The sequence below is a fragment of the Enterobacteriaceae bacterium Kacie_13 genome, from assembly GCA_013457415.1.
Classification (GTDB): domain Bacteria; phylum Pseudomonadota; class Gammaproteobacteria; order Enterobacterales; family Enterobacteriaceae; genus Rahnella.
The window spans coordinates 3,101,427-3,122,159 of the sequence record CP045665.1; the positions used below are offsets into that span (position 1 = coordinate 3,101,427).

Consider the following 20,733-nt stretch of genomic DNA (forward strand, 5'->3'; position numbering starts at 1 on the left):
TGACTGAGATTAAGGACGGGAGATCACGATGGCGTAGCGCGCATCGGCCGGGCCCGGGACATAAAAGGAGGATGCGCCGTGAAGATGAAATCGCAGGCAGTCACCCGGCTCAAGCCGGTAGCAACGCGAATCCAGCGTGAAATCCAGCAGGCCCTCCAGCATCCAGATGTGCTGCTCCAGGCCGACAACTGGCGGAGAATCATAAACAATGGTGGCACCGGCTTTTAACCTGCCGGAAATAAGTTCGGTGCGAAAACCCGGCGCGGGCGCGGATACAGAACGACGTTCGAAACCGGTTTCGCGATCATGCCAGACCGGCTGCAGGGCGGCGCGAATCAGATCCGGCGGATTATCTTCCAGCGCCATCAGCAATCTTGACGTCGTCAGGCCATAGGTTGCGCTTAGCTTTCCCAGTACCGACGCGGTCGGGCTGGTTTCCGCCCGTTCGATGCGCGACAGCGTGGCCCGGCTGATGCCGGTACGCTGCGCCAGCTGTTCAAGCGACCAACCCTGCATGATACGTAGTTCCGCCAGCCGTTCTGCCAGCCGTAAATCGTGGCTGTCCTGTTCCGCTTCCATTCCTTTACCCTTACCTGAATTCTCAATACAGGGAAATTATCTCTAATTAGGGAAACTGGCAAGTTAAAATAATGTAATCCGTTAGTATTAGCCAAGTTGTACAAAAATAATAAAGTTGTACAACTTTGAACCAAGACGCTAGAGTTAACATTAGTCATGTAAATATTTGGGTAGCGAATGTCACTTTACAGCATCGGCGAGGTTGCTCGCATTTGTGGTATCAATCCGGTCACGCTCCGCGCGTGGCAACGCCGTTACGGCCTGCTGAAACCGCAGCGCACCGAAGGCGGCCACCGGCTGTTTAATGATGACGATCTCGACACCATCCGCACCATTCTTGGATGGATAGAACGCGGTATTCCGGTGGGTCAGGTCAAATCGCTGCTCGAAGGCAAAGTCGAGGCAATATCAGGCGACTGGTCAGAATCTGAACACCGGCTGCTGACCGCGCTGCAAAACGGCCAAAACCAGAAAGTCCGTCAGGTGATAACCGAACTGGGGCGTGAATATCCAGCCGCAGCATTGGTCAATCATGTCTTCCGCCCGCTGCGTACGCGCCTTAACCCCGGCGATCATCGCCTGCGTACCTTGCGCAGCCTGTTCGACGGCTTAGTGATTGAGCATGCGGTGATGTGCATGAACGCCGCCCGCAAACGGCCGGGCATTCGGGCTGCAGTGCTGGGTTGGGGCGTCATCGACCCCGCCGAACTGTGGCTGGAAGCGATAGTGCGTTGTGAAGAAGGGATGCAGGTAGAAGTTCTGCCCGCGCCGCTCGAAGATCCACATCTGGAAAATCTGTTGTGCGACCGGATTTATGTCTGGGCGGAAGGAAAACTGACGCAGATTGAGCGTTTGCGTTTGGCGCAGTGGGTAGATCAAGGGCTCACAATTATTTTGCTCGGCAGCGCCTCGGTACTGCTGGCCGCGGAGGCAGGGAGTCAGGAGGAGGCTGAAGACGTTCCTTTCGATGATCCGACCATCGTCCCGATCCACAAATTTAAGGAAAAATAATGATTAAACATTTTCCTGAACCTCCCCTGCCCGCCGACGCTCTGACGCGACTCTGCGACTTTTATCGTCATCTGGACATGAGTCTGCTCCCGCAGCTGTCGCGCATCTATCATCCGCACGTGGTGTTTATCGATCCGGTATCGCATTACGACGGCGTTGACGCTCTGGAGCATTACTTCGCGCAACTGCTCAAAAAAGTGAATTACTGCCGCTTTGATATCCAGCCAGCCCTGATTCATGGCGATGAAGCATCGTTATTCTGGCGGATGGAGTATTCCCATCCGTCATTGAAAAAAGGCCACGCGATGTCGCTTAACGGCGCCAGCCATTTGCGTCAGGCGGAAAACCGTATCATTTATCAGCGCGATTATTACGATCTCGGCGCCATGATTTATGAGCACGTCCCCCTTCTCGGCGGTGCCGTCCGCGCCATTAAAGCCAGGTTGAAATAATGCGCCGCGTACTGATTACCGGTGCCAGTTCGGGCATCGGTCAGCAACTGGCGCAGGATTACGCCGATGAAGGCTGGGAAGTAACCGCTTGCGGACGCGATGCAGCCAAACTCAACGCCGTGGCTGCACACAGTCCGCTGATTATTCCGCTGCGTTTTGATATCACCGATTTGGATGAAACACGTCAGGCTTTACAGGGCGTGACAGCCGATTTAGTCATCCTCTGCGCCGGTACCTGTGAGTACCTGGATAATGGCGTGGTTGAGGCTGAAAAAGTCGCGCGGGTCATCAGCACCAATTTTATGGGGCCGGTGAACTGTCTCGATGCCCTGCTGCCGGGCTTAGCGGAAGGCAGCCGCGTCGCGCTGGTCGGCTCAACCGCCTCATTATTGCCGTTTCCGCGGGCAGAAGCCTACGGCGCATCCAAAGCGGCGCTGGCGTACTTCGCCCGTTCGCTGTCGGTTGACCTGATAGCGCGGAACATCCACGTTTCGCTGATCCAACCGGGCTTTGTCGATACGCCCCTCACGTCCCGCAATGACTTCCCGATGCCGATGATGGTCACCGTCAGTCAGGCCTCGGCGCATATTCGTAAAAAGCTGGCGCAAGGTGCCAGTGAAATTGCTTTCCCGCCACTTTTTGCCCGCTTACTGAAGGTCGCCTCGCTGCTACCGGTCAGCATTCAAAAATGGTTAAGCCGAAGAATGGTGAGATAAGATGACAACAAAAGTGGCGATCGTCGGCAGCGGTATTTCCGGTTTGAGCTGTGCGTGGTTACTGGCACAGCGCCAGCCTCATGCAGAAATCACTGTATTTGAATCAGCGATGGAGCTGGGCGGGCATACCGCCACGCAGGACGTGGTTTGCGACGGTAAAACTTACGCCATCGACACCGGTTTTATTGTCTATAACACCCGCACCTATCCCGGTTTCATCGCGCTGCTCAAAGAGCTGGACATTGAAGGCACGCCGACTGAAATGAGTTTCTCGGTGCGCAATCCGGTGAGCGGACTGGAGTATAACGGCCATTCGCTCAACAGCCTGTTTGCTCAGCGACGCAACCTGCTCAGGCCGCAGTTCTGGCGGTTTATTCGCGAAATTCTGCGCTTTAATAAATTGTGCAAAGCGCGTCTGCTTAATGCGCACAATGACGAAGATACGCTGGCTGATTTGCTCGATCAAAATGGCTTCACGCCGTTTTTCGCCCTGCACTACGTTTTGCCAATGGGCGCGGCGATCTGGTCATCTTCCCTGAGCGATATGGCGAATTTCCCGCTGTCGATGTTTTTACGCTTTTTCGATAACCACGGCCTGCTGGACGTAACAAATCGTCCGCAGTGGATGGTGGTGCCCGGCGGTTCGCGGGAATACATTCGCCGGATGCAGGAAAAGTTGCCGCGCCGTGTGACGCTTCGCACTAACACGCCGGTGACCAAAATCACCCGCACCGCCAGCAGCGTGACACTTCAGTCCGCCACGCGCGGCGAGGAAATATTTGATCAGGTGATTTTCGCCTGCCATTCCGATCAGGCACTAGCGATTTTAGGTGACAGCGCCACGGCGGATGAACGTGTCATTCTCGGCGCGCTGCCGTATCAGGCCAACGACGTTATCCTGCACACCGACACCCGTCTGCTGCCGCGTGAAAAGCGCGCATGGGCGAGCTGGAATTATCAGTTACCCAACTCGCTGAAATCTTCCTCCCGTGCCGATATGCGCGATACCAGTCCGGCGCACACCCGCCGTGCCAGCGTGACCTATAACATGAATATTTTGCAGAGGCTGGAAGCGCCGCATACGTTCTGCGTCTCGCTCAATCCGCTCTCACCGATTGATGAAAGCAAAGTGCTGTTCCGCGCAACCTACATGCATCCGGTCCTGAATCTGGCCAGCCATCATGCGCAGCAGCAGCGTTTTCGCATCAACGGCCATCACCGTACCTGGTTTTGCGGCGCGTACTGGTACAACGGCTTTCATGAGGATGGCGTGAACAGCGCCCGCGACGTGGTCGAACAACTGGATTTGCAGCTGCAACGCGAAGCTGAACACCAAACGCCTGCTGCGCTGGAAATGTCATGAACAGCACGTTGTACGTCGGCACGGTGCGCCATCGCCGGTTTAGGCCGGTTGAGCATCGTTTCGACTACGACATTTTTATGCCGCTGATAGATCTCGATGAGCTGGAGCAGTTGCCCGCCGTCGGCATCAAACTGGAGCGTTTTTCCGCCGCCAGCTTTCGCCGCAAAGATTATCTCGGCGGCGGCGACATCAAAACCAAAGCACAGAACAGAATTGCCGAGCTGACCGGGGAACGCCCCGATGGCCGCGTGATGTTGCTGTGCCAGCTGTGTTATTTCGGCTGTTATTTCAATCCGGTCAACTTTTACTACCTTTATGATAAGACCGGAATTTTGCGCTGGATGCTGGCTGAAGTGCGTAATACGCCCTGGAACGAACGCCACACCTACGCCGTTGTCCCCGACGGCTCGCAGCCGGTGCCGAAAGCCTTTCATGTGTCGCCCTTCAATCCGATGGACATGGTCTATCACTGGCGGCTGACACCCCCGGGAAAAGAGTTACACATCACTATCGAAAATCATCGCAAAGAACGTGAATTCGATGCTGCCCTGTCGCTGAAGGCGCTCCCGCTCACCCGCGAGGCGCTGCGCAAACAATTATGGCGACTGCCCCTGATGACCGCAAAAACCGCTCTGACCATTTACTGGCAGGCCGTGAAACTGTGGCTGAAACGGGCACCGATTTATTCGCATCCTCCTGTTGATAAGGACTGACCATGAGCCAACCCGAAGTGCAACTCGCCCGCGACGGGGCGACTAACCGGCGCATCAAGGCTGCACGCGCACTGATTCTCGGTGTTTTAAAGCAGCTGCATGGTGCCGGTCTGACCCTGCGGGAAACCGGTGAGAATGCCATCTTCTTTGGTGATCCGACCGCGCCGTTGCAGGGCGAAATCGAGGTACACAACCTGCGTGCCTACCGCCGTGTATTACTCGGCGGCAGTATCGCTGCCGGGGAAAGTTACATTGATGGCGACTGGACGACGCCTAATCTGACTACCGTGCTGCAACTGCTGGCTGAAAATCTTAAGCTGGTTGATAAGCTCGAAGCCCGCCTGAGCTGGATCACTGCGCCGGTCAACAGCCTGATCCACTTCTTTCGCCGCAACAGTCCCTCGCAGGCGCGCAAAAACATTTCTGCACATTACGATCTCGGCAACGATTTTTATCAGGGCTTTCTTGATGAGAAGATGCTCTATTCTTCCGCCTGGTATCAGGAGCCCCAGATGACGCTGGAGCAGGCTCAGGAAGCGAAAATGCGTCGCCTGTGCGATCATCTGCAATTGCATGCGGGCGATCATTTGCTGGAAATCGGCACCGGCTGGGGCGCGATGGCAGAATTCGCCGCGCGCGAATACGGCTGCCAGGTTACTACCACCACTATTTCCCGCGAGCAGTACGACTTCGCCTGTCAGCGCATCGAAAAAGCCGGATTAACCGACCGCGTCACCGTACTGTTTGAGGACTATCGCGCCCTGCGCGGGCAGTTCGATAAACTGGTCTCTATCGAGATGATCGAAGCGGTGGGCAAGCGCTATCTTAAAACCTTCTTCAGGCGCTGCAACGCCCTGCTAAAACCGAACGGGCGCATGGCGATTCAGGCGATCACTATTGCCGATCAGCGTTACGCCTCGTACAGCCGCAACGTCGATTTCATTCAGCGCTACGTGTTCCCCGGCGGTTTTCTGCCTTCCATCACCGCCATGAATGAGACCATGACCCGCTGTACCGGGCTGGTGGTGCGCGATTTGTTCGATATCGGTTTCGACTACGCCCGCACGTTGCACGAATGGCGTGAACGCGTACAGCGCTACTGGAACGCCCAGCTCGACGGTGCACATGACGAGCGTTTCCGCCGCCTGTGGCTGTTTTACCTGTGCTACTGCGAGGCCGGATTCCGCGCCCGCACCATCAGCACCGTTCAGCTGATCGCCGAGCGACGCACATGAATTCCCTGCGCTTCTGGCTGCTGACGCTGGGCTTTGATGCCTGGTGGACGCTGGCTGTGTGGGGGCGCGAGCGATTTATTTTTCTGTTGCTGATCAGCAGTTTTCTGATGCTGGCATTTACCCCGTCGCGACGCCGTCTGTGGGTGGCGGTGGCCTGTTCGCTGGGCATTATTCTGGATTCGCTGTGGTGCATTCTCGGACTATTTGAATTCACCGGTTCGACGGGCGTTCCACCGTGGATGATGGCGCTGTGGCTGGGATTCAGCGCGTGGTGGCTTTGGCTTCTCGGGTATCTGCGCCTGACGTGGTACTGGCTGATCCCGCTCGGCGCTGTCAGCGGCCCGCTGGCGTATTACCTCGGTATGCGGCTCGGCGCGATGACCCTTATTGCCTCGCCATCTTACGTCTGGTTGCTAATGGCAGCAGGCTGGGCGATATTCCTGCCGCTCATCAGTCTGCCGGTTTTGCTCAACAGGAGAACGCGATGAAACGTTTACTCATTGCCGCGCTGGTACTGATATTTTCCTTTTCTGCCTTCGCGTCAACGCCCTGGGCGCAGTGGCAACAGGCAGGCCGCGCTACCCTGAGCTGGGGACCGTTCGAGGTCTACCACTCCTCATTACTGACGCCCGATGGTAAATATCAGGCGCAAAAATGGCCGCAGGCGCTGGCCATTGAGTACCTGCGCAGTATCGACCGACAGGAGCTGACCAAAGCCACCGAAGAACAGTGGCAGAAACTGGGCATGGATAGCGTCGCGCAGAAAAATGGCTGGCTGGAGGCCGTGGAAAAAACCTGGCCGGACGTCAGCAACGGCAGCGAAATCGTTTTTCTGGCAACGGAGTCCGGCGGTCAGTTTTACAGCAGTGCGGCCAACAGCGCGATAATTGCGCCGGTCGGTGATTCATTCAGCCCTGAATTCCGCGACGCTTTTCTGGCGATCTGGCTCTCGCCCGCCACGCAATATCCTGACTTACGCAGCAAGTTGATCGGCGCATCGGCGTCTGATTAATATTCATCCGACCGGAGGTTTTATGACAGTTTCACACTCTGTTTTACGCAAAGGTTTTCTCGGTCTGATGGCGGCCTGCGTTCTGTTACTGACCAGTTGCAGCGCGGACATTAAAGATTACGCACAGACGCAGCCAAAGCTGGATATTTTCACCTACTTCAAAGGGGAGAGCGTCGCCTACGGTATGGTGCAGGATTACACTCATAAACAAACGCGCCGCTTCGCAGTGAAAATTCGTGGTGATGTGGTGGCCGATACGCTCACCTTGCACGAAGATTTTGTGTATGACGACGGCGAAAAACAAACCCGCGTCTGGCACATTCGCAAACTCGCTGACGGCACCTATACCGGCACCGCAGGCGATATTATTGGCACCGCCAAAGGCCAGTCGGCGGGTAACGCGTTCAACTGGAACTACGTGATGGACGTCAAATCAGGCGGCAGCACCTATCGCCTGACCTTCGACGACTGGATTTATCAGCAGGACGAACAGCATCTGTTTAACGTCACGTCGCTGAAAAAATTAGGCGTCGAAGTGGCGCGGGTGACGCTGTTCTTTGAGAAGAAGTAAAAGCTTACACCTTCACCTCTTTAATCACCGTCTTCCTGCGCCCGAAGACGAATTTGCCCAGCGTGACCAGCAGAACTGCGCACAGGATAATCCCCAACGCCACCCACTCAACCGGTGACAGGGATTCTCCGGCGAAACCGATGCCGAGCAGCACTGCAACGATCGGGTTCACGTAGGCGTAGCTGGTGGCGATGGCCGGACGCACGGTTTTCAGCAAAAACATGTAGGCGCTGATGGCGATCATCGAGCCAAATACAATCAGATACCCCAGCGCCAGAAATCCGTGCAGTGAAGGCGTAGCGACCAGATGCTCGCCGCTCAGCTGGCTGGCGATAAGCAGCACAACCCCGGCGACAATCATCTCCGCCGCCCCAGCCATCAGGCCGACCGGTAAGATCAGGCGCGAACTCCACACCGAACCGAATGCCCAGCTCAGAGACGCCAGTAAAATAAGCGCTGCGCCCCACGGATTGCCTTCCAGATTGCTGCCGGTATTGAGCAGCACAATACCGAACAGGCCGATGCCGACGCCGGTCCATTCCAGACGACTGTTTGGCATCCCCCACAGACGGCTAAAGCACAGGGTAAATAGCGGTACGGTCGCCACCATCACCGCCGCGATACCGGACGGCACCTGCATATGTTCGGCGACGGTCACCAGACCATTGCCTACCGACAGCAGTAAAATCCCCACTGCACCCGCCGAGAGCCACTGTTTCAGGCTCGGAAATTTATGCCCACGCAGCATCAGAAACGTGAACAACACACATCCGGCGACGAAGAAACGCAGACCGGCCATCATCAGCGGCGGCCAGCTTTCTACCCCAACGCGGATCACAAAATAGGTAGAGCCCCAGATAAAATACAGCGCAAATAATGCAGCAACTAACGGCAACAGGGAACGCGAAGCAGAAGGCATAGGAGTAACTTATTAGCGTGATAACGAAGGCAGACAGTTAACGCTATTGCCCTGATTAACGGCAAGGAATTCTGTGCGATCGCACCAAAATGTTGCTAAAAAGTGTCTGTATATGACAAAAAATGAGTAGCATTGAGGGATAATATTGTTATCGCATGAATGGTGTGTTGCCGGATCCCATAAAGGACTTATAATTCGGGGCTGATATTTTTGAGGTAAGACACATGAATTCGCTTGGCAAAAAATTATTTATCGCGCTGTTTGGTCTGATGGCGATTGGCGCGATTGGCGGTGTGATGGTCGCAGGCTATGCCGTCGTCATTCAGGATGATGCTAAACCGGCAAACGATAACGACGCCCCTTCCGTGGTCCCTGCGCCGTCGTCTTCTGCTTCCGTTAACTGATCACTCCAGCGACCGCTGCTGCCAGCGATGTAACCAGCGGCTCCAGCGTTCAAACAGCATATCCACGCAAATCGCCAGCAGCGCGACAATCACCGCGCCCTGCAATACATAGGCGGTATTAAAGCCGCTCAGGCCGATAATGATCGGCGAGCCCAGGCTGGATGTTCCGACCGTAGAGGCGATTGCCGCTGTACCAATATTGATGATAACCGACGTGCGGATCCCGGCGATGATAACAGGTGCCGCCAGCGGTATTTCCACTTTACGCAGCATCTGCCAGCGACTCATTCCGACACCCTGCGCAATCTCACGCGCTGAGGGAGAGACCGATTCAATCCCGGCAATTGTCCCCTGCAAAATCGGCAATAAGCCGTACAGCACCAGCGCAATAATCGCCGGTTTTTCGCTAAATCCCATGACCGGCACCGCCACGGCAAGCACCGCGACCGGCGGAAACGTCTGCCCCATAGCGACCAGAGTTTCAACCAGTGAACGAAACTCTTTCCCCGCCGGGCGCGTTACGACCACGCCCGCCGCCATACCCATGATCACGGCAATCAGACTTGATACGCCGACCAGCAACAGATGTGCCTGCACCAGCGAGGCAAAACTTTCCTGCTGATAAACCGGACGACTGAGCTGCGGAAACATCCAGTGAAACAGGCCGCCGAGCGATGTCATGCCGAAGATAAGCGCCAGCAGCAATGCAAAAAGCCAGGGTAACGGATCGGTGATAATCCGCCGCAAACCGTGTTTCATGCCTCGCTCCTTTGTGCGGTCAGATCAGCAAAATGCAGCACGCCGAGCGGCTGCCCCTCATCGTCCACCACCGGCAATTGCTGAACCTGCTGCGCGACAAATTTCGACAACGCCTGACTCAGGCTCATCGATGCCACCAGCGGCTTTTGGCTGCCGTGGTAAAGCTCGCCGTGCCGGGTACGCGATCCGACCTCCTGCAACGACAGCAAACGGATGCCCATATCGCTGCCGCCGAAGAAATCCCGCACGAAAGGCGTCGCAGGTTTGGTCAGCAATTCCAGCGGCGTGCCCTGCTGCACCACCTGCCCGTCGTTGAGCAGCACGATGCGGTCGGCCAGTGCCAGCGCTTCGTCAATATCGTGTGTCACCAGCACAATAGTGCGGTGGGTCATTTTGTGGATCCGCGCCACTTCTTCCTGCAACGTCGCGCGGGTCACCGGATCGAGTGCGCCGAAGGGTTCATCCATCAGCAACACTTCCGGATCTGACGCCAGCGCACGCGCCACGCCGACACGCTGCTGCTGCCCGCCGGACAGCTGATGCGGGTAACGGTGACGGAACTGTTTCGGATCCAGGTTTAGCAACGCCAGCAGCTCGGTCACGCGGTCGCGGATTTTGGCTTTCGGCCATTTCAGCAACTGCGGCACGGTGGCGATATTCTCTTCCACTGTCCAGTGCGGGAACAGGCCGATCGACTGGATCGCATACCCCATCCGGCGGCGTAAATCCTGCGCACGGAATTTTTCGATAGGTTCACCGGCGAACAGAATTTCCCCACGGTCGTGCTCCACCAGCCGGTTAATCATTTTCAGCGTGGTGGATTTACCCGAGCCGGAGGTGCCGATCAGCACCGTAAATTCGCCTTTAGCCATTTCCAGCGTCAGGTCACGCACGACCGCCTTTCCGGCAAAGTGTTTGCTTACCTGCTTGAAATGAATCATCTGCGTGAGGTTTCCAGTATTGAGATTGCGAATTTAAAGACGCTGTCGACGACTACAGCCATCAACACCGCCGGGATCACACCGAGCAGCACTAAATCCAGCGCGCTGCTGAGTAATCCCTGGAACATGATGGCACCCAGACCGCCCGCGCCGATCAGCGCCGCGACCATCGCCATACCGACAGTTTGCACCGCCACGATGCGGATACCGGTGAGAATGACCGGCAGCGCGATGGGCAACTGCACGCGCAAGAAGATCTGCCCGCGGTTCATGCCCATGCCGCGCGCGGATTCGATCACCGCTTCCGGCACCGATTCCAGCCCGGCAATCACCCCGCGCACCAGTGGCAGCAGGGAATACAATACCAGCGCGATAATCCCCGGGGCCAGGCCGATGCCGCTGATCCCATGCTCCGCCAGCCACGGTAGCGCGCGGGCGAGCCCGGCCAGCGGCGCAAGCAGCAAACCAAACAACGCTATGGACGGTACGGTCTGAATGATATTCAGCACTGAGAGCACCGGTGAGCGCCAGCGTGCTTTGCGATGACACAGAAACCCAACCGGCAGGCCAATGAGTACCGCTGGCAGCAGCGTGCCAAACAAAATGCCCAGATGCTGCCACACCGCGTCGTTAAACACGTCAGAGCGGTTATCGTATTCTTTTAACAATGAAAGTTCTGCCAGCTGGCCGTACGCCAGCAACACAGCGACCGGCAAAATCATCTGTACGTTAAGCACAATGCGCAGACTGTGATTGCGGGTAAAACGGGAGATGGCGTCGGAGGCTATCAACAGGCACAGCGCCGCCGCTGCCCAGAAACCACCGCCGAGGGACGTGCGCGCTATGCTGTCTTCATCGCCCCCGGTCAGTTGCACCGCACTGTGCCCGGCCAGCCATACCAGTGCGGTCAGCAGGATTTCCGCCAGCAGCATCACCAGCAGATAATTCTTTCCGTAAAGAGTGAGAAAAGCCGCCACCAGCAATAACAGGGCAGGCAGTAAAATCAGCGCGAAATAACCGTGCAGCAGCGTCGATAATGGAATGCCTTGCCCCGAGACCAGCCGGTTCGGCGCATGACTGAGAAATGCCAGGCCGTAACCGGCCAGCAACAGCAGCAAAACCAGCGTCAGTAACACGCGGTTTTTGACAAATGAGTGATGAGTCAAAACAGTACCTGAGTCCGGTGAGCACGATCCGAAGATCGTGCTCAGGGCGTCACTGCCCGATTATTTTTTAACGAAACCCTTTTCCTGCAAATACTTCGCCGCGACTTTCTTCGCATCCTGCCCGCCGACCGCGATTTTCGCATTCAGCGTTTGCAGCGTTTTAGTATCCAGCGATGCAAAGACCGGCTTGAGCAGCGCTGGAATGTTCGGATGCGCTTTCAATGCCGCTTCACGAATGATTGGCGCAGGCGCGTAAATCGGCTGAACACCTTTTGGATCTTCCAGCGTTTGCAGGCCGAGCGCTGCGACAGGACCGTCGGTGCCATACGCCATCGCCGCATTCACACCGGAGGTTTTCTCCGCCGCTGCTTTGATGGTCACTGCCGTATCACCGCCCGCCAGTGACAGTAACTGTGCCTGATTCAGCTTAAAGCCGTAGGCATTTTCAAACGCCGGTAAAGCATCCGGGCGCTCGATAAATTCAGCCGATGCCGCCAGTTTGAAATCACCGCCGCTGCTGATGTATTTGCCCAAATCGGCAAGGGATTTCAGCCCATGGGCGCTGGCTACGTCGTTACGCACCGCGATAGTCCAGGTGTTATTCGCCGGGGAAGGATCGAGCCAGACGATTTTATTCTGGTCGTAATCCAGCTTTTTGACTTTATCAAAACCGGCCTGTGCATTTTTCCACGCGGGATCTTTGTCGTCAGAGAAGAAGAACGCGCCGTTACCGGTGTATTCCGGATAGACATCAATCTCACCGGCGGTGATCGCCCCGCGCACGACCTTGGTCGTCCCCAGTTGCAGTTTATTGGTGGTCTTGATGCCGTTGGCTTCCAGCACCTGAATGATGATATTACCGAGCAACGAGCCTTCGGTATCAATTTTCGAGCCGACGCGTACTGTGTCATCCGCCGCGTGCGCGGTGAAGCTCATCGCCGACAGCGCCAGCATTGCTGCGGTCAGTCCCCGCATACGCCCTGTTAATGCAGTCATGATCAGTCCTCTTTTTGATTTTTTTCGATTTATGTCGCCTGGCGACAGTCTTTCAAACTCGCTTTCATCAGTGAAAACAGCGTGCTAACAAGGATAGTTCAATTTTAGGTAAGAAGTCTGATGGTCAGCTATAAAAGCAGGAGATGCGCAGGATGGGAAATACGGATATGTGCGGAGCTAATCTGGGAAATGGATAATGCTGGCAACGGTGCAGGAGCAAATTACAAACAGCCTTAGATCACTTCGTTTTAAGTTATAGCCATTTGATTTGATTTCTCAGCGAATCAGGACTTGTGACGGGCATCACGTCGCCTCTATGCTGGTTTTTTTGTCAAAAAGCGTAAACAAAATAATGTCTGACTCTATTGCGGCTTCAAATGCTGCGTCTTCGGGGAGCTACAGCGCGGCGGATGCGGCGTCTGATCAACCGGTGGTGATTCGTTCCGCCTGCGATATTACTCAGTTGGTGAACCGCGGCGCTGCCAAACTCAGCGACGCGCGTGTCGTGATCGCCATTGCATTGGGAGGCGTTTTCCTCGACGCCTATGACCTCGGTGCACTGGCCTTCGGGATGAAAGATATTACCCGCCAGTTCGGGCTGTCACCTTCAGGCGCAGGGTTTGTCGCATCAGCGATCACCTTCGGGGCGATCGTCGGGGCGTTGCTGGGCGGTTATCTGACCGACAAAATTGGCCGTTACCGCGTATTCATGGCCGATATGTTCTTCTTCGTGGTCGCCGCACTGGCGTGTGCATTTGCCCCGAACGAATGGGTGCTCGGCGGGTCACGGTTTGTGATGGGACTGGGCGTCGGGATCGACCTGCCGGTGGCGATGGCATTTCTGGCCGAGTTTTCCAAACTTCAGGGGCGCGGGAATAAGGCGTCCCGCGTGGCGATGTGGTGCCCGACGTGGTATGCGGCGATCAGCGTTTCATATTTGCTGGTTCTGCTGCTGTACGCCGTACTGCCCGCCACGCACACCGACTGGCTGTGGCGCCTGATCCTCGGTTTCGGTGCGGTACCGGCGATTCTGATTATCGCTATCCGCCATCGTTATATGAATGAATCCCCGGTATGGGCTGCCAATCAGGGGGATTTACAGGGCGCAGCGGCGATTTTGCGTAAGTCTTACAACATCAATGCCGTGGTCGCAGACGATGCTGATAAAACGCCGCAGGTGAAAGTGCGTAAAGCCGCATGGCGCAACTATGGCACGCTGCTGCAGGGCGTCTATCTGCGCCGCACCGTGCTGGCGACCGTCACCGCCGTGGCGTCGTCATTTGCCTATAATGCCGTAGCATTCGGGCTGCCGGTGATCCTGTCGAGTTTCCTTCAGCAGTCGATGATCAGTACGATCCTGTTCTCCCTCAGTCTGAACCTGTGCTTCGCCTTCGTCGGCGGGCTGATTGCGGTACGCTACGTGTCTAAATTCGGCGCATGGAAGATGACTTACGCCGGATACGCCTGCCAGCTCATCGCGATGATCGGTCTGGCCGTAGTGGGCCGCCCGGCAGATGGCGGTGAAGCAGCAATCTCCATTGCGATGCTGGCGCTATTCTTGTTCGGTCAGGGCTTTGGTCCGGGCTCGCACACCATGACATTCGCGTCGCTGAGCTATCCAACGTCGCTGCGCGGCATGGGTGTTGGTTTCAACCAGACGCTGATGCGCAGTTCTTCCACCGTATCACTGTTCCTGTTCCCTGTTTTATCCGCTGCGCTGGGAACAGGAGTATTTTGGGTGATCGCGCTGGCACCGCTGGCCGGGCTGATTGTGCTGACCGCAATTAGGTGGGAACCATCGGGGTATGATGTGGATGCAGAGGATTTTAGTGCCCAGGCTGGGCATTAAAAGGCGGCTTTGAAAATCAAGGTCAAGACCTTGGGCTGCCGCCCAAACCGGCCTCAAGATCAAGACCTTGGGCTGCCGCCCAAACCGGCCTCAAGATCAAGACCTTGGGCTGCCGCCCAAACCGGCCTCAAGATCAAGACCTTGGGCTGCCGCCCAAACCGGCCTCAAGGTCAAGACCTTGGGCTGCCGCCCAAACCGGCCTCAAGGTCAAGACCTTGGGCTGCCGCCCAAACCGGCCTCAAGGGTGGTCTATCGCCACCACCCTTGAGAATCCCGGGCTCTTTAAAACATGTGCCATGCATACCGGCTATGTTTCAGGGACTTCTGTTATTGCCGCAAAATCCCGCCGCTTTGCGGTGCCCTCCGGTCGGGTTACAACCCGCGCCAAAAAACGCGCGGTTTTTCACCTCTCCCTACGGCGTGGTTTTTGAACGCGGCCAGACACTTTTAGGCCACAACTTCGCCCACTCGGATCATTTCAAAAAACCAAATACGTTTTTGCCAATTTTCTTTTCTTATTTTTTAAAAGGGGAGATGGCGCGATCAAAAATCCTGCTGAACGGAGCGGCCTGAAGACCTGAGGCTTCAGGACCGAGAGAAGGGACCGCGCAGCGGCAGGATTTTGCGCCACCTGCGGAAGTTACAGAACATGTCCATCGCCATGGCGATAGCGCGTGTTTTAAAAAGCGGGGAGAGATCCAAGAGAGGGAAAGCACTTCCCTCTCTTGGTCGGTTTCGGCGCAGAAAGTCATGCGATCACTGAAATTGAGAAACCGAAAAATTCCCGGTCATATTTGAAAAACGCATTGAGCGGTATACGCAACCGAGAAACCGAAAAATTCCCGGTTGGCTTTAAAAGCCGCCAGTGCGCGGCACCCGCATCACACCACCGCGCCACGCGGCGCAAACACATACCCCACGCCATTCTCAATCAGCGCCGCCACCAGCTCGATGCCGCCGTTGGGTTTGGCCTGAGAAAATGCCAGTTCACTGCTGAAGACCGGTGATACCCAAAACTGATTCACCCGATCTCCATACACCTTCGGCAGACGCATTTTATCGGCGGGACCGCACAGGGCGGAAGAAATCACATGGCCTTCAAAGCCCAGCGGGGCCATCGGGGACATCAGCGTGTGGCCTTCACCCAGCCAGCTCAGGGTGGTCCAGGGCACCTGCGCATAACCGGAAAGCGCACTCGCCATCTGTACGGCGTGCTCCTCACTGACGTATTCCTTGCCGACGGAAAAAGCCAGTTCGATACGACGATGTTTGTCGGCTTCATCATTGAAAATAATGTCGATTTGCGGCATTGGGCGGATACTCATGCCGACGGTGAAGAAGTAATAATTCTCTTCATCTTCATGCTGGGAAATCGCCATCGGCGGCCAGTTGCCCTGATTGATCAGATAATACTTCAACGACGGGCCGTAACGGTCTTCATACGATTCCAGCAGACTGCGCTGAATTTTCGGCCACGGATTGCTGAATTCATTTTGCCAGTCGCGCCAGAACAGACGCGTCTTTTCCGCCAGTTCGCACTGCGTGTTGGTTGAAGCAGAGCCCAACGGGAAGGTCAGCGGATTCTCTTTGATGCATCCGGCGGAATAACACACCGAGTGGTCGATATACAAACTCCAGCCGGGAATGACCGCCAGCAGCAAGCCCTGATACCACAACGCCGCGCCGTCATCGCTTTCGTTCCATAAGATCTGAATCTGCGACGGATCCAGCGGCGCCTCGCCTTCCAGATTGCGGCAATACGGCGCAGCCAGCATCGGCGAGATACCATGTTCCATCGCATCGGTGTCATCGTGCAACGGTGCAGGCACCAAATTGCGCACCCAGCAGGCACGCATTTTCGGAAAACGGTCGCGCAAATCCTCACGGGCGAATATGTAGAAATACACCACGCGGTTGTCCTGCTCGACCAGCGCGGTCAGGGTTTGTTTGTCGTTGCTGACTTCAGCAACAATATCGGACTGGCGCATATGACCTCGGCAACATTAGGAAGCTTATTATTCCCTGTGATGGCCAGTGTAGAACGTATAAGCAAGTACGATAACGGGCAATATTCCCAAAAATCCCCGATAAATCATCAAAACGCGCGCTTTTTTAGCAAAACGACACCTTTATCGGCAATACAGCCGGAACAGCTGCGCCAAATATGCAGCCATCGGCGTCAGCGTGGTATCACGTCGCTGAATGAGATAGAAGGTGGCCGTGGGCAGCGGCAGGTCGAGATCGAGCGCCACCAGACTTTGGCCGATGACCGGATCGTTAATGACATCGACGGATAACACGCTGAGAAAATCCGTTTTGGCAATCAGACTGGTGCAGGACATAAACGTCTCGCAGATCACGCTGATGTCAGGCTCGGCGTCCATGTCGCTGAACACTTCACTGAGCAATTTGTAATAGCTGCCACGTGGTGTTGGCATCGTCCAGTCGCACTGCAACAGTTCCTGCATGGAGCGCGCATTTTGCATCGGGTGTCCGCGCCTGGCGACAACCCGATACTCTTTATCCATAAGCTTTTCATATAACAGTTCGTTATCAAAGGGGCCCTGATAATAGGTGTTCACTGTGAAATCCAGCTCTCCCTGGCGTAGCTCAGGGATCATCGATACCAGCTGACCTTCTGCGATACGCACCTTCACATTGGGAAATTCGCGGTGAAAACGGTCGATCACCTCCGGCATGATAGTGCGCGCGATGCTGGCACCCACGCCAATATTTACCCTGCCGCTGGTGGCGCCAAGGCGCTGGGCAATATCCTCTTGCGCCACGCGCAACTCTTCGAGAATCAGGCTGGCACGCTTAAAAAACGCATCACCACAGTCAGTTAAGGTCACCCCCTGACGGCGGCGGACGAACAATCTTGCGCCAAGACTCTCTTCCAGCTCTTTAATCGATTTGGTCAGCGCAGGCTGCGACAAAGCCATCACCCTGCTGGCCGCGCGAATACTGCCATGTCGGGCCACGGACACGAATGCCCGCAGCTGATGCATTTTTATTTGTGATGGCATAAGTCTCTTTGATAACCCCTGATTATCACTAAGAAGATTTTGGCATCTTATATGCCCTGATTGCTTTATGTACATTGAAAATCATATAAGGCCGGCCGAGCCCCTTTCAGATTTAGGTTTCCTCCTTTCTGCTTCCCCGCAGAAAGCCTGTATATCTGTAGAAAAGAGAGTCCGTGATGGTAAATGAGATTTCTGAACACGTTGAAAATCTGTTCCCTGCCCTGCAACAACAACGTCGTGACCTGCATAAATATGCCGAATCCGGCTGGCTGGAATTCCGAACGTCTACGCTGGTCGCTGACCGGCTGGAAAAACTGGGTTACGCCCTGAAACTCGGTAAAGACGTGATCGACGCCGGTTCACGGATGGGGCTGCCCTCTGAGGCAGTGCTGGCCGAACAGGAACAGCGTGCGCTGGAGCAGGGAGCGATTGCCCGCTGGATGCCACATTTCTCCGGCGGTTTCACCGGCATTGTTGCCACGCTGGAAACCGGCCGACCCGGCCCGGTGATGGGGTTTCGTGTGGACATGGACGCGCTGGATTTATTCGAAGTACTCAAAGAAGAACATCGCCCGTTCCGCGAAGGATTTGCCTCAACCAATAACGGCATGATGCACGCCTGCGGCCACGACGGGCACACCACCATCGGGCTGGGTCTGGCGGAAGTGCTGATGAAAATGCGCGACCATTTGTGCGGCACAATCAAACTGATTTTCCAGCCCGCAGAAGAAGGTACGCGCGGTGCCAAATCGATGGTCGCAGCGGGCGTGGTCGATGACGTGGATTTCTTTACGGCGGTACACATCGGCACCGGCGTTCCGGCAAATCACATTGTTTGCGGCAATGACACCTTTATGGCAACCACCAAACTGGACGTGCAATTCACCGGTGTGGCATCCCATGCGGGTGGCAAGCCGGAAGAAGGCCGTAACGCTCTGCTGGCCGCGGCGCAGGCGACGCTTGGTTTGCACGCCATCCCGCGCCACAGCGGCGGCAGTTCGCGAGTCAACGTCGGCGTTTTACAAGCCGGTACTGGCCGAAATGTGATCGCCTCCGGCGCGATGATGAAAGTCGAAACGCGCGGCTCAACCAATGAGGTCAATGAGTTCATCTATCAGCAGGCGCTGAAAGTGATTTCCGGCGCCGCAGAAATGCATCAGGTGAAGTTTGACATCAAACTGATGGGTGCAGCGCAGAGCAGCACACCAACACCGGCATGGGTGGAATACATCCACCGTCAGGCGGAAAAAATGGGGGAATTCGAGGTAATCATCGACCGTCAGGAAGGCGCGGCGGGTTCCGAAGATGCCACCTACATGATGGAACGCGTCAAGGCGCGCGGCGGCGAAGCCTCCTATGTGATTTTCGGCACCGACCTTAGCGCGGGTCATCACAATGAACTGTTCGATTTCGATGAAAAAGTGATGGCGCAGGGCATCAAAACGCTGGCCGCGCTGGCGTTAAACATCGCTGAATTCGAAGGAGAAAAATGATGGCAAATCAACATATCGTTAATTTCATCAATGACTTTATCGATAACCAGCAGCCCCGGCTTGCCGAAATCAGTGATGCCATCTGGGACACCCCTGAAACTCGCTTCGCTGAATCCGTTTCCTCAGCCTTACTGGCCGACAAACTTGAAGCCAGCGGTTTTTCGCTAGCGCGCGGCGTCGGCGGCATGGAAACAGCATTTATCGCCAGTTTCGGCAGCGGTAAACCGGTAATCGCCCTGCTCGGCGAATTCGATGCGCTGGCCGGGCTTAGCCAGAAAGCCGGATGCGACACCCCGGTTCCGCTGGTGGAAAACGGCAATGGCCATGGCTGCGGTCATAACCTGCTCGGCACCGCAGCACTCGGCGGCGCACTGGCGGTAAAAGCCTGGATGGAGCGCGAGAACCTTCATGGGACGGTGCGCTTTTACGGCTGTCCGGGCGAAGAAGGCGGTTCCGGCAAAACCTTTATGGCGCGCGAAGGCCTGTTTGATGACGTTGATGCCGCGCTGACGTGGCACCCGGAAACCTACAGCGGCATGTTCAGCAACCAGACGCTGGCGAACATCCAGGCATCGTTCAGCTTTAAAGGCGTGTCCTCACACGCCGCTGCCGCACCGCATCTGGGACGCAGCGCGCTGGATGCCCTGACGCTGATGAACACCGGCGCTAACTTCCTGCGTGAGCACATCATTCAGGAAGCGCGGTTACATTACGCCATCACCAACGCTGGCGGTATTTCGCCGAACGTGGTGCAGGCCGATGCCGAAGTTTTGTATCTGGTGCGCGCGCCGCAGAGGGATCAGGCGCAGGCGATTTTCGACCGCGTGGTGGATATCGCCAAAGGCGCAGCGCTGATGACCGGCACCACCATGTCAATGCGCTTCGATAAAGCCTGTTCCAATTATGTACCGAACCGCACGCTGGAAAGCGCCATGTATCAGTACGTGCAGGCTTTCGGCACGCCGCAATATACCGACGAAGAGCGGACGTTTGCGGCCTCGATTCATGCCACGCTGACTGAGCAGGACATTGATAACAATCTGCTGAACATCTCCCGTACCAGCGGCGCGGAAGGCATGACGTTCGCCGAAACGCTGCGTACCTCGGCCCTAACTGATGCCGTTGCTCCTTACGCGCCGAACAACAATATCTTGTACGGCTCAACGGATGTCGGCGATGTGAGCTGGCTGGTGCCGACGGCGCAATGTTTCAGCCCGTGCTTTGCGGTCGGATCGCCGCTGCACACCTGGCAGATCGTTTCCCAGGGGCGCACGTCCATTGCCCACAAAGGCATGTGTCTGGCAGCCAAAGTGATGTCCTCCACCGCCATCGCCCTGTTCACTCAGCCGGATTTGCTCGCCGCGTGCCAGAAAGAGCGCGACGCGTTGCGCGTCCGTCGCCCCTATCACTGCCCTATCCCGGCTGGAGTAAAACCTTCGCCGTTGAAATAAAGCGTTGGTAAGTCCACCGCTCATCCGCGCCCCGTTCCGGCGCGGGTGAGCGGAATAAATATAAAAAAAGTCAACAC

General features: G+C 56.1%; 22 protein-coding genes. 14 read left to right on the forward strand and 8 right to left on the reverse strand.

The window, feature by feature from the left end; translation table 11 throughout:
• Positions 1 to 9: 9 nt before the first annotated feature.
• The gene (locus GE278_14160; GenBank protein QLK61848.1) at positions 10 to 579 is read right to left on the reverse strand and encodes a helix-turn-helix domain-containing protein; all 570 of its coding nucleotides are present in this window, start codon (positions 577 to 579) and stop codon (positions 10 to 12) included.
• Between the two features lie 177 nt (positions 580 to 756).
• On the opposite strand from GE278_14160, the gene GE278_14165 reads away from it, so the two are divergent.
• The 9 genes from GE278_14165 to GE278_14205 are packed head-to-tail and all read left to right on the forward strand — an operon-like array spanning position 757 to position 7,652.
• Positions 757 to 1,590, forward strand: a complete 834-nt coding sequence (locus tag GE278_14165) for a MerR family transcriptional regulator (GenBank protein QLK61849.1) — start codon at positions 757 to 759, stop codon at positions 1,588 to 1,590.
• Positions 1,590 to 2,042, forward strand: a complete 453-nt coding sequence (locus GE278_14170) for a nuclear transport factor 2 family protein (protein QLK61850.1) — start codon at positions 1,590 to 1,592, stop codon at positions 2,040 to 2,042. The genes GE278_14165 and GE278_14170 overlap by 1 nt, the downstream gene beginning before the upstream one ends.
• Complete coding sequence (locus GE278_14175) at positions 2,042 to 2,758, forward strand: SDR family NAD(P)-dependent oxidoreductase (protein ID QLK61851.1); 717 nt, start codon at positions 2,042 to 2,044, stop codon at positions 2,756 to 2,758. The genes GE278_14170 and GE278_14175 overlap by 1 nt, the downstream gene beginning before the upstream one ends.
• Before the next feature lies 1 nt (position 2,759).
• On the forward strand, positions 2,760 to 4,121 hold the full coding sequence (locus GE278_14180; protein QLK61852.1) for an FAD-dependent oxidoreductase: 1,362 nt from the start codon (positions 2,760 to 2,762) through the stop codon (positions 4,119 to 4,121).
• Positions 4,118 to 4,834 carry a DUF1365 family protein gene (locus tag GE278_14185; GenBank protein ID QLK61853.1) on the forward strand — a complete coding sequence of 239 codons (717 nt, stop codon included), beginning with the start codon at positions 4,118 to 4,120 and terminating at the stop codon, positions 4,832 to 4,834. Before GE278_14180 ends, GE278_14185 begins: the two co-directional genes overlap by 4 nt.
• A 2-nt stretch (positions 4,835 to 4,836) precedes the next feature.
• Positions 4,837 to 6,069 (forward strand): methyltransferase domain-containing protein, encoded by a 1,233-nt coding sequence (locus tag GE278_14190; GenBank protein ID QLK61854.1) that lies wholly within the window; start codon positions 4,837 to 4,839, stop codon positions 6,067 to 6,069.
• Positions 6,066 to 6,557, forward strand: coding sequence for a DUF2878 family protein (locus GE278_14195; GenBank protein QLK61855.1), 492 nt, complete (start codon positions 6,066 to 6,068; stop codon positions 6,555 to 6,557). The genes GE278_14190 and GE278_14195 overlap by 4 nt, the downstream gene beginning before the upstream one ends.
• The gene (locus tag GE278_14200; GenBank protein ID QLK61856.1) at positions 6,554 to 7,081 is read left to right on the forward strand and encodes a hypothetical protein; all 528 of its coding nucleotides are present in this window, start codon (positions 6,554 to 6,556) and stop codon (positions 7,079 to 7,081) included. Before GE278_14195 ends, GE278_14200 begins: the two co-directional genes overlap by 4 nt.
• A 22-nt stretch (positions 7,082 to 7,103) precedes the next feature.
• On the forward strand, positions 7,104 to 7,652 hold the full coding sequence (locus tag GE278_14205; GenBank protein ID QLK61857.1) for a DUF3833 family protein: 549 nt from the start codon (positions 7,104 to 7,106) through the stop codon (positions 7,650 to 7,652).
• A 4-nt stretch (positions 7,653 to 7,656) separates the two neighbouring features.
• Here the strand turns inward: GE278_14205 and yedA are convergent, their stop codons facing one another.
• Positions 7,657 to 8,571 carry a drug/metabolite exporter YedA gene (gene yedA, locus GE278_14210; protein ID QLK61858.1) on the reverse strand — a complete coding sequence of 305 codons (915 nt, stop codon included), beginning with the start codon at positions 8,569 to 8,571 and terminating at the stop codon, positions 7,657 to 7,659.
• A 224-nt stretch (positions 8,572 to 8,795) separates the two neighbouring features.
• Here yedA and GE278_14215 point away from each other — a divergent pair, with 224 nt between their 5' ends.
• Positions 8,796 to 8,975, forward strand: a complete 180-nt coding sequence (locus GE278_14215) for a hypothetical protein (protein QLK61859.1) — start codon at positions 8,796 to 8,798, stop codon at positions 8,973 to 8,975.
• On the opposite strand, the gene GE278_14220 is transcribed toward GE278_14215, so the two are convergent.
• The 4 genes from GE278_14220 to GE278_14235 are packed head-to-tail and all read right to left on the reverse strand — an operon-like array spanning position 8,976 to position 12,837.
• Complete coding sequence (locus GE278_14220; protein QLK63300.1) at positions 8,976 to 9,722, reverse strand: ABC transporter permease subunit; 747 nt, start codon at positions 9,720 to 9,722, stop codon at positions 8,976 to 8,978. It abuts the gene before it with no gap.
• Between the two features lie 8 nt (positions 9,723 to 9,730).
• On the reverse strand, positions 9,731 to 10,675 hold the full coding sequence (locus GE278_14225) for an ATP-binding cassette domain-containing protein (GenBank protein QLK61860.1): 945 nt from the start codon (positions 10,673 to 10,675) through the stop codon (positions 9,731 to 9,733).
• Complete coding sequence (locus tag GE278_14230) at positions 10,672 to 11,841, reverse strand: ABC transporter permease subunit (protein QLK61861.1); 1,170 nt, start codon at positions 11,839 to 11,841, stop codon at positions 10,672 to 10,674. The genes GE278_14225 and GE278_14230 overlap by 4 nt, the downstream gene beginning before the upstream one ends.
• Positions 11,842 to 11,901: 60 nt before the next feature.
• On the reverse strand, positions 11,902 to 12,837 hold the full coding sequence (locus GE278_14235) for an ABC transporter substrate-binding protein (protein QLK61862.1): 936 nt from the start codon (positions 12,835 to 12,837) through the stop codon (positions 11,902 to 11,904).
• A gap of 352 nt (positions 12,838 to 13,189) precedes the next feature.
• Between GE278_14235 and GE278_14240 the strand changes: the two genes are divergently transcribed.
• Both GE278_14240 and GE278_14245 read left to right on the forward strand, forming a co-directional pair.
• Positions 13,190 to 14,686 (forward strand): MFS transporter, encoded by a 1,497-nt coding sequence (locus tag GE278_14240; GenBank protein QLK61863.1) that lies wholly within the window; start codon positions 13,190 to 13,192, stop codon positions 14,684 to 14,686.
• 309 nt (positions 14,687 to 14,995) lie between these two features.
• Positions 14,996 to 15,259 (forward strand): hypothetical protein, encoded by a 264-nt coding sequence (locus GE278_14245; protein ID QLK61864.1) that lies wholly within the window; start codon positions 14,996 to 14,998, stop codon positions 15,257 to 15,259.
• A gap of 308 nt (positions 15,260 to 15,567) precedes the next feature.
• Here the strand turns inward: GE278_14245 and GE278_14250 are convergent, their stop codons facing one another.
• On the reverse strand, positions 15,568 to 16,674 hold the full coding sequence (locus tag GE278_14250; protein ID QLK61865.1) for a suppressor of fused domain protein: 1,107 nt from the start codon (positions 16,672 to 16,674) through the stop codon (positions 15,568 to 15,570).
• Positions 16,675 to 16,815: 141 nt separating this feature from the next.
• A complete protein-coding gene (locus GE278_14255) occupies positions 16,816 to 17,712 on the reverse strand; it encodes a LysR family transcriptional regulator (protein QLK61866.1) in 897 nt (298 codons plus the stop codon).
• A 176-nt stretch (positions 17,713 to 17,888) separates the two neighbouring features.
• Here GE278_14255 and GE278_14260 point away from each other — a divergent pair, with 176 nt between their 5' ends.
• Together GE278_14260 and GE278_14265 are read left to right on the forward strand one after the other, a co-directional pair.
• Positions 17,889 to 19,205, forward strand: coding sequence for an amidohydrolase (locus GE278_14260; GenBank protein ID QLK61867.1), 1,317 nt, complete (start codon positions 17,889 to 17,891; stop codon positions 19,203 to 19,205).
• Positions 19,205 to 20,656 carry an amidohydrolase gene (locus tag GE278_14265; GenBank protein QLK63301.1) on the forward strand — a complete coding sequence of 484 codons (1,452 nt, stop codon included), beginning with the start codon at positions 19,205 to 19,207 and terminating at the stop codon, positions 20,654 to 20,656. The genes GE278_14260 and GE278_14265 overlap by 1 nt, the downstream gene beginning before the upstream one ends.
• Positions 20,657 to 20,733 lie beyond the last annotated feature (77 nt).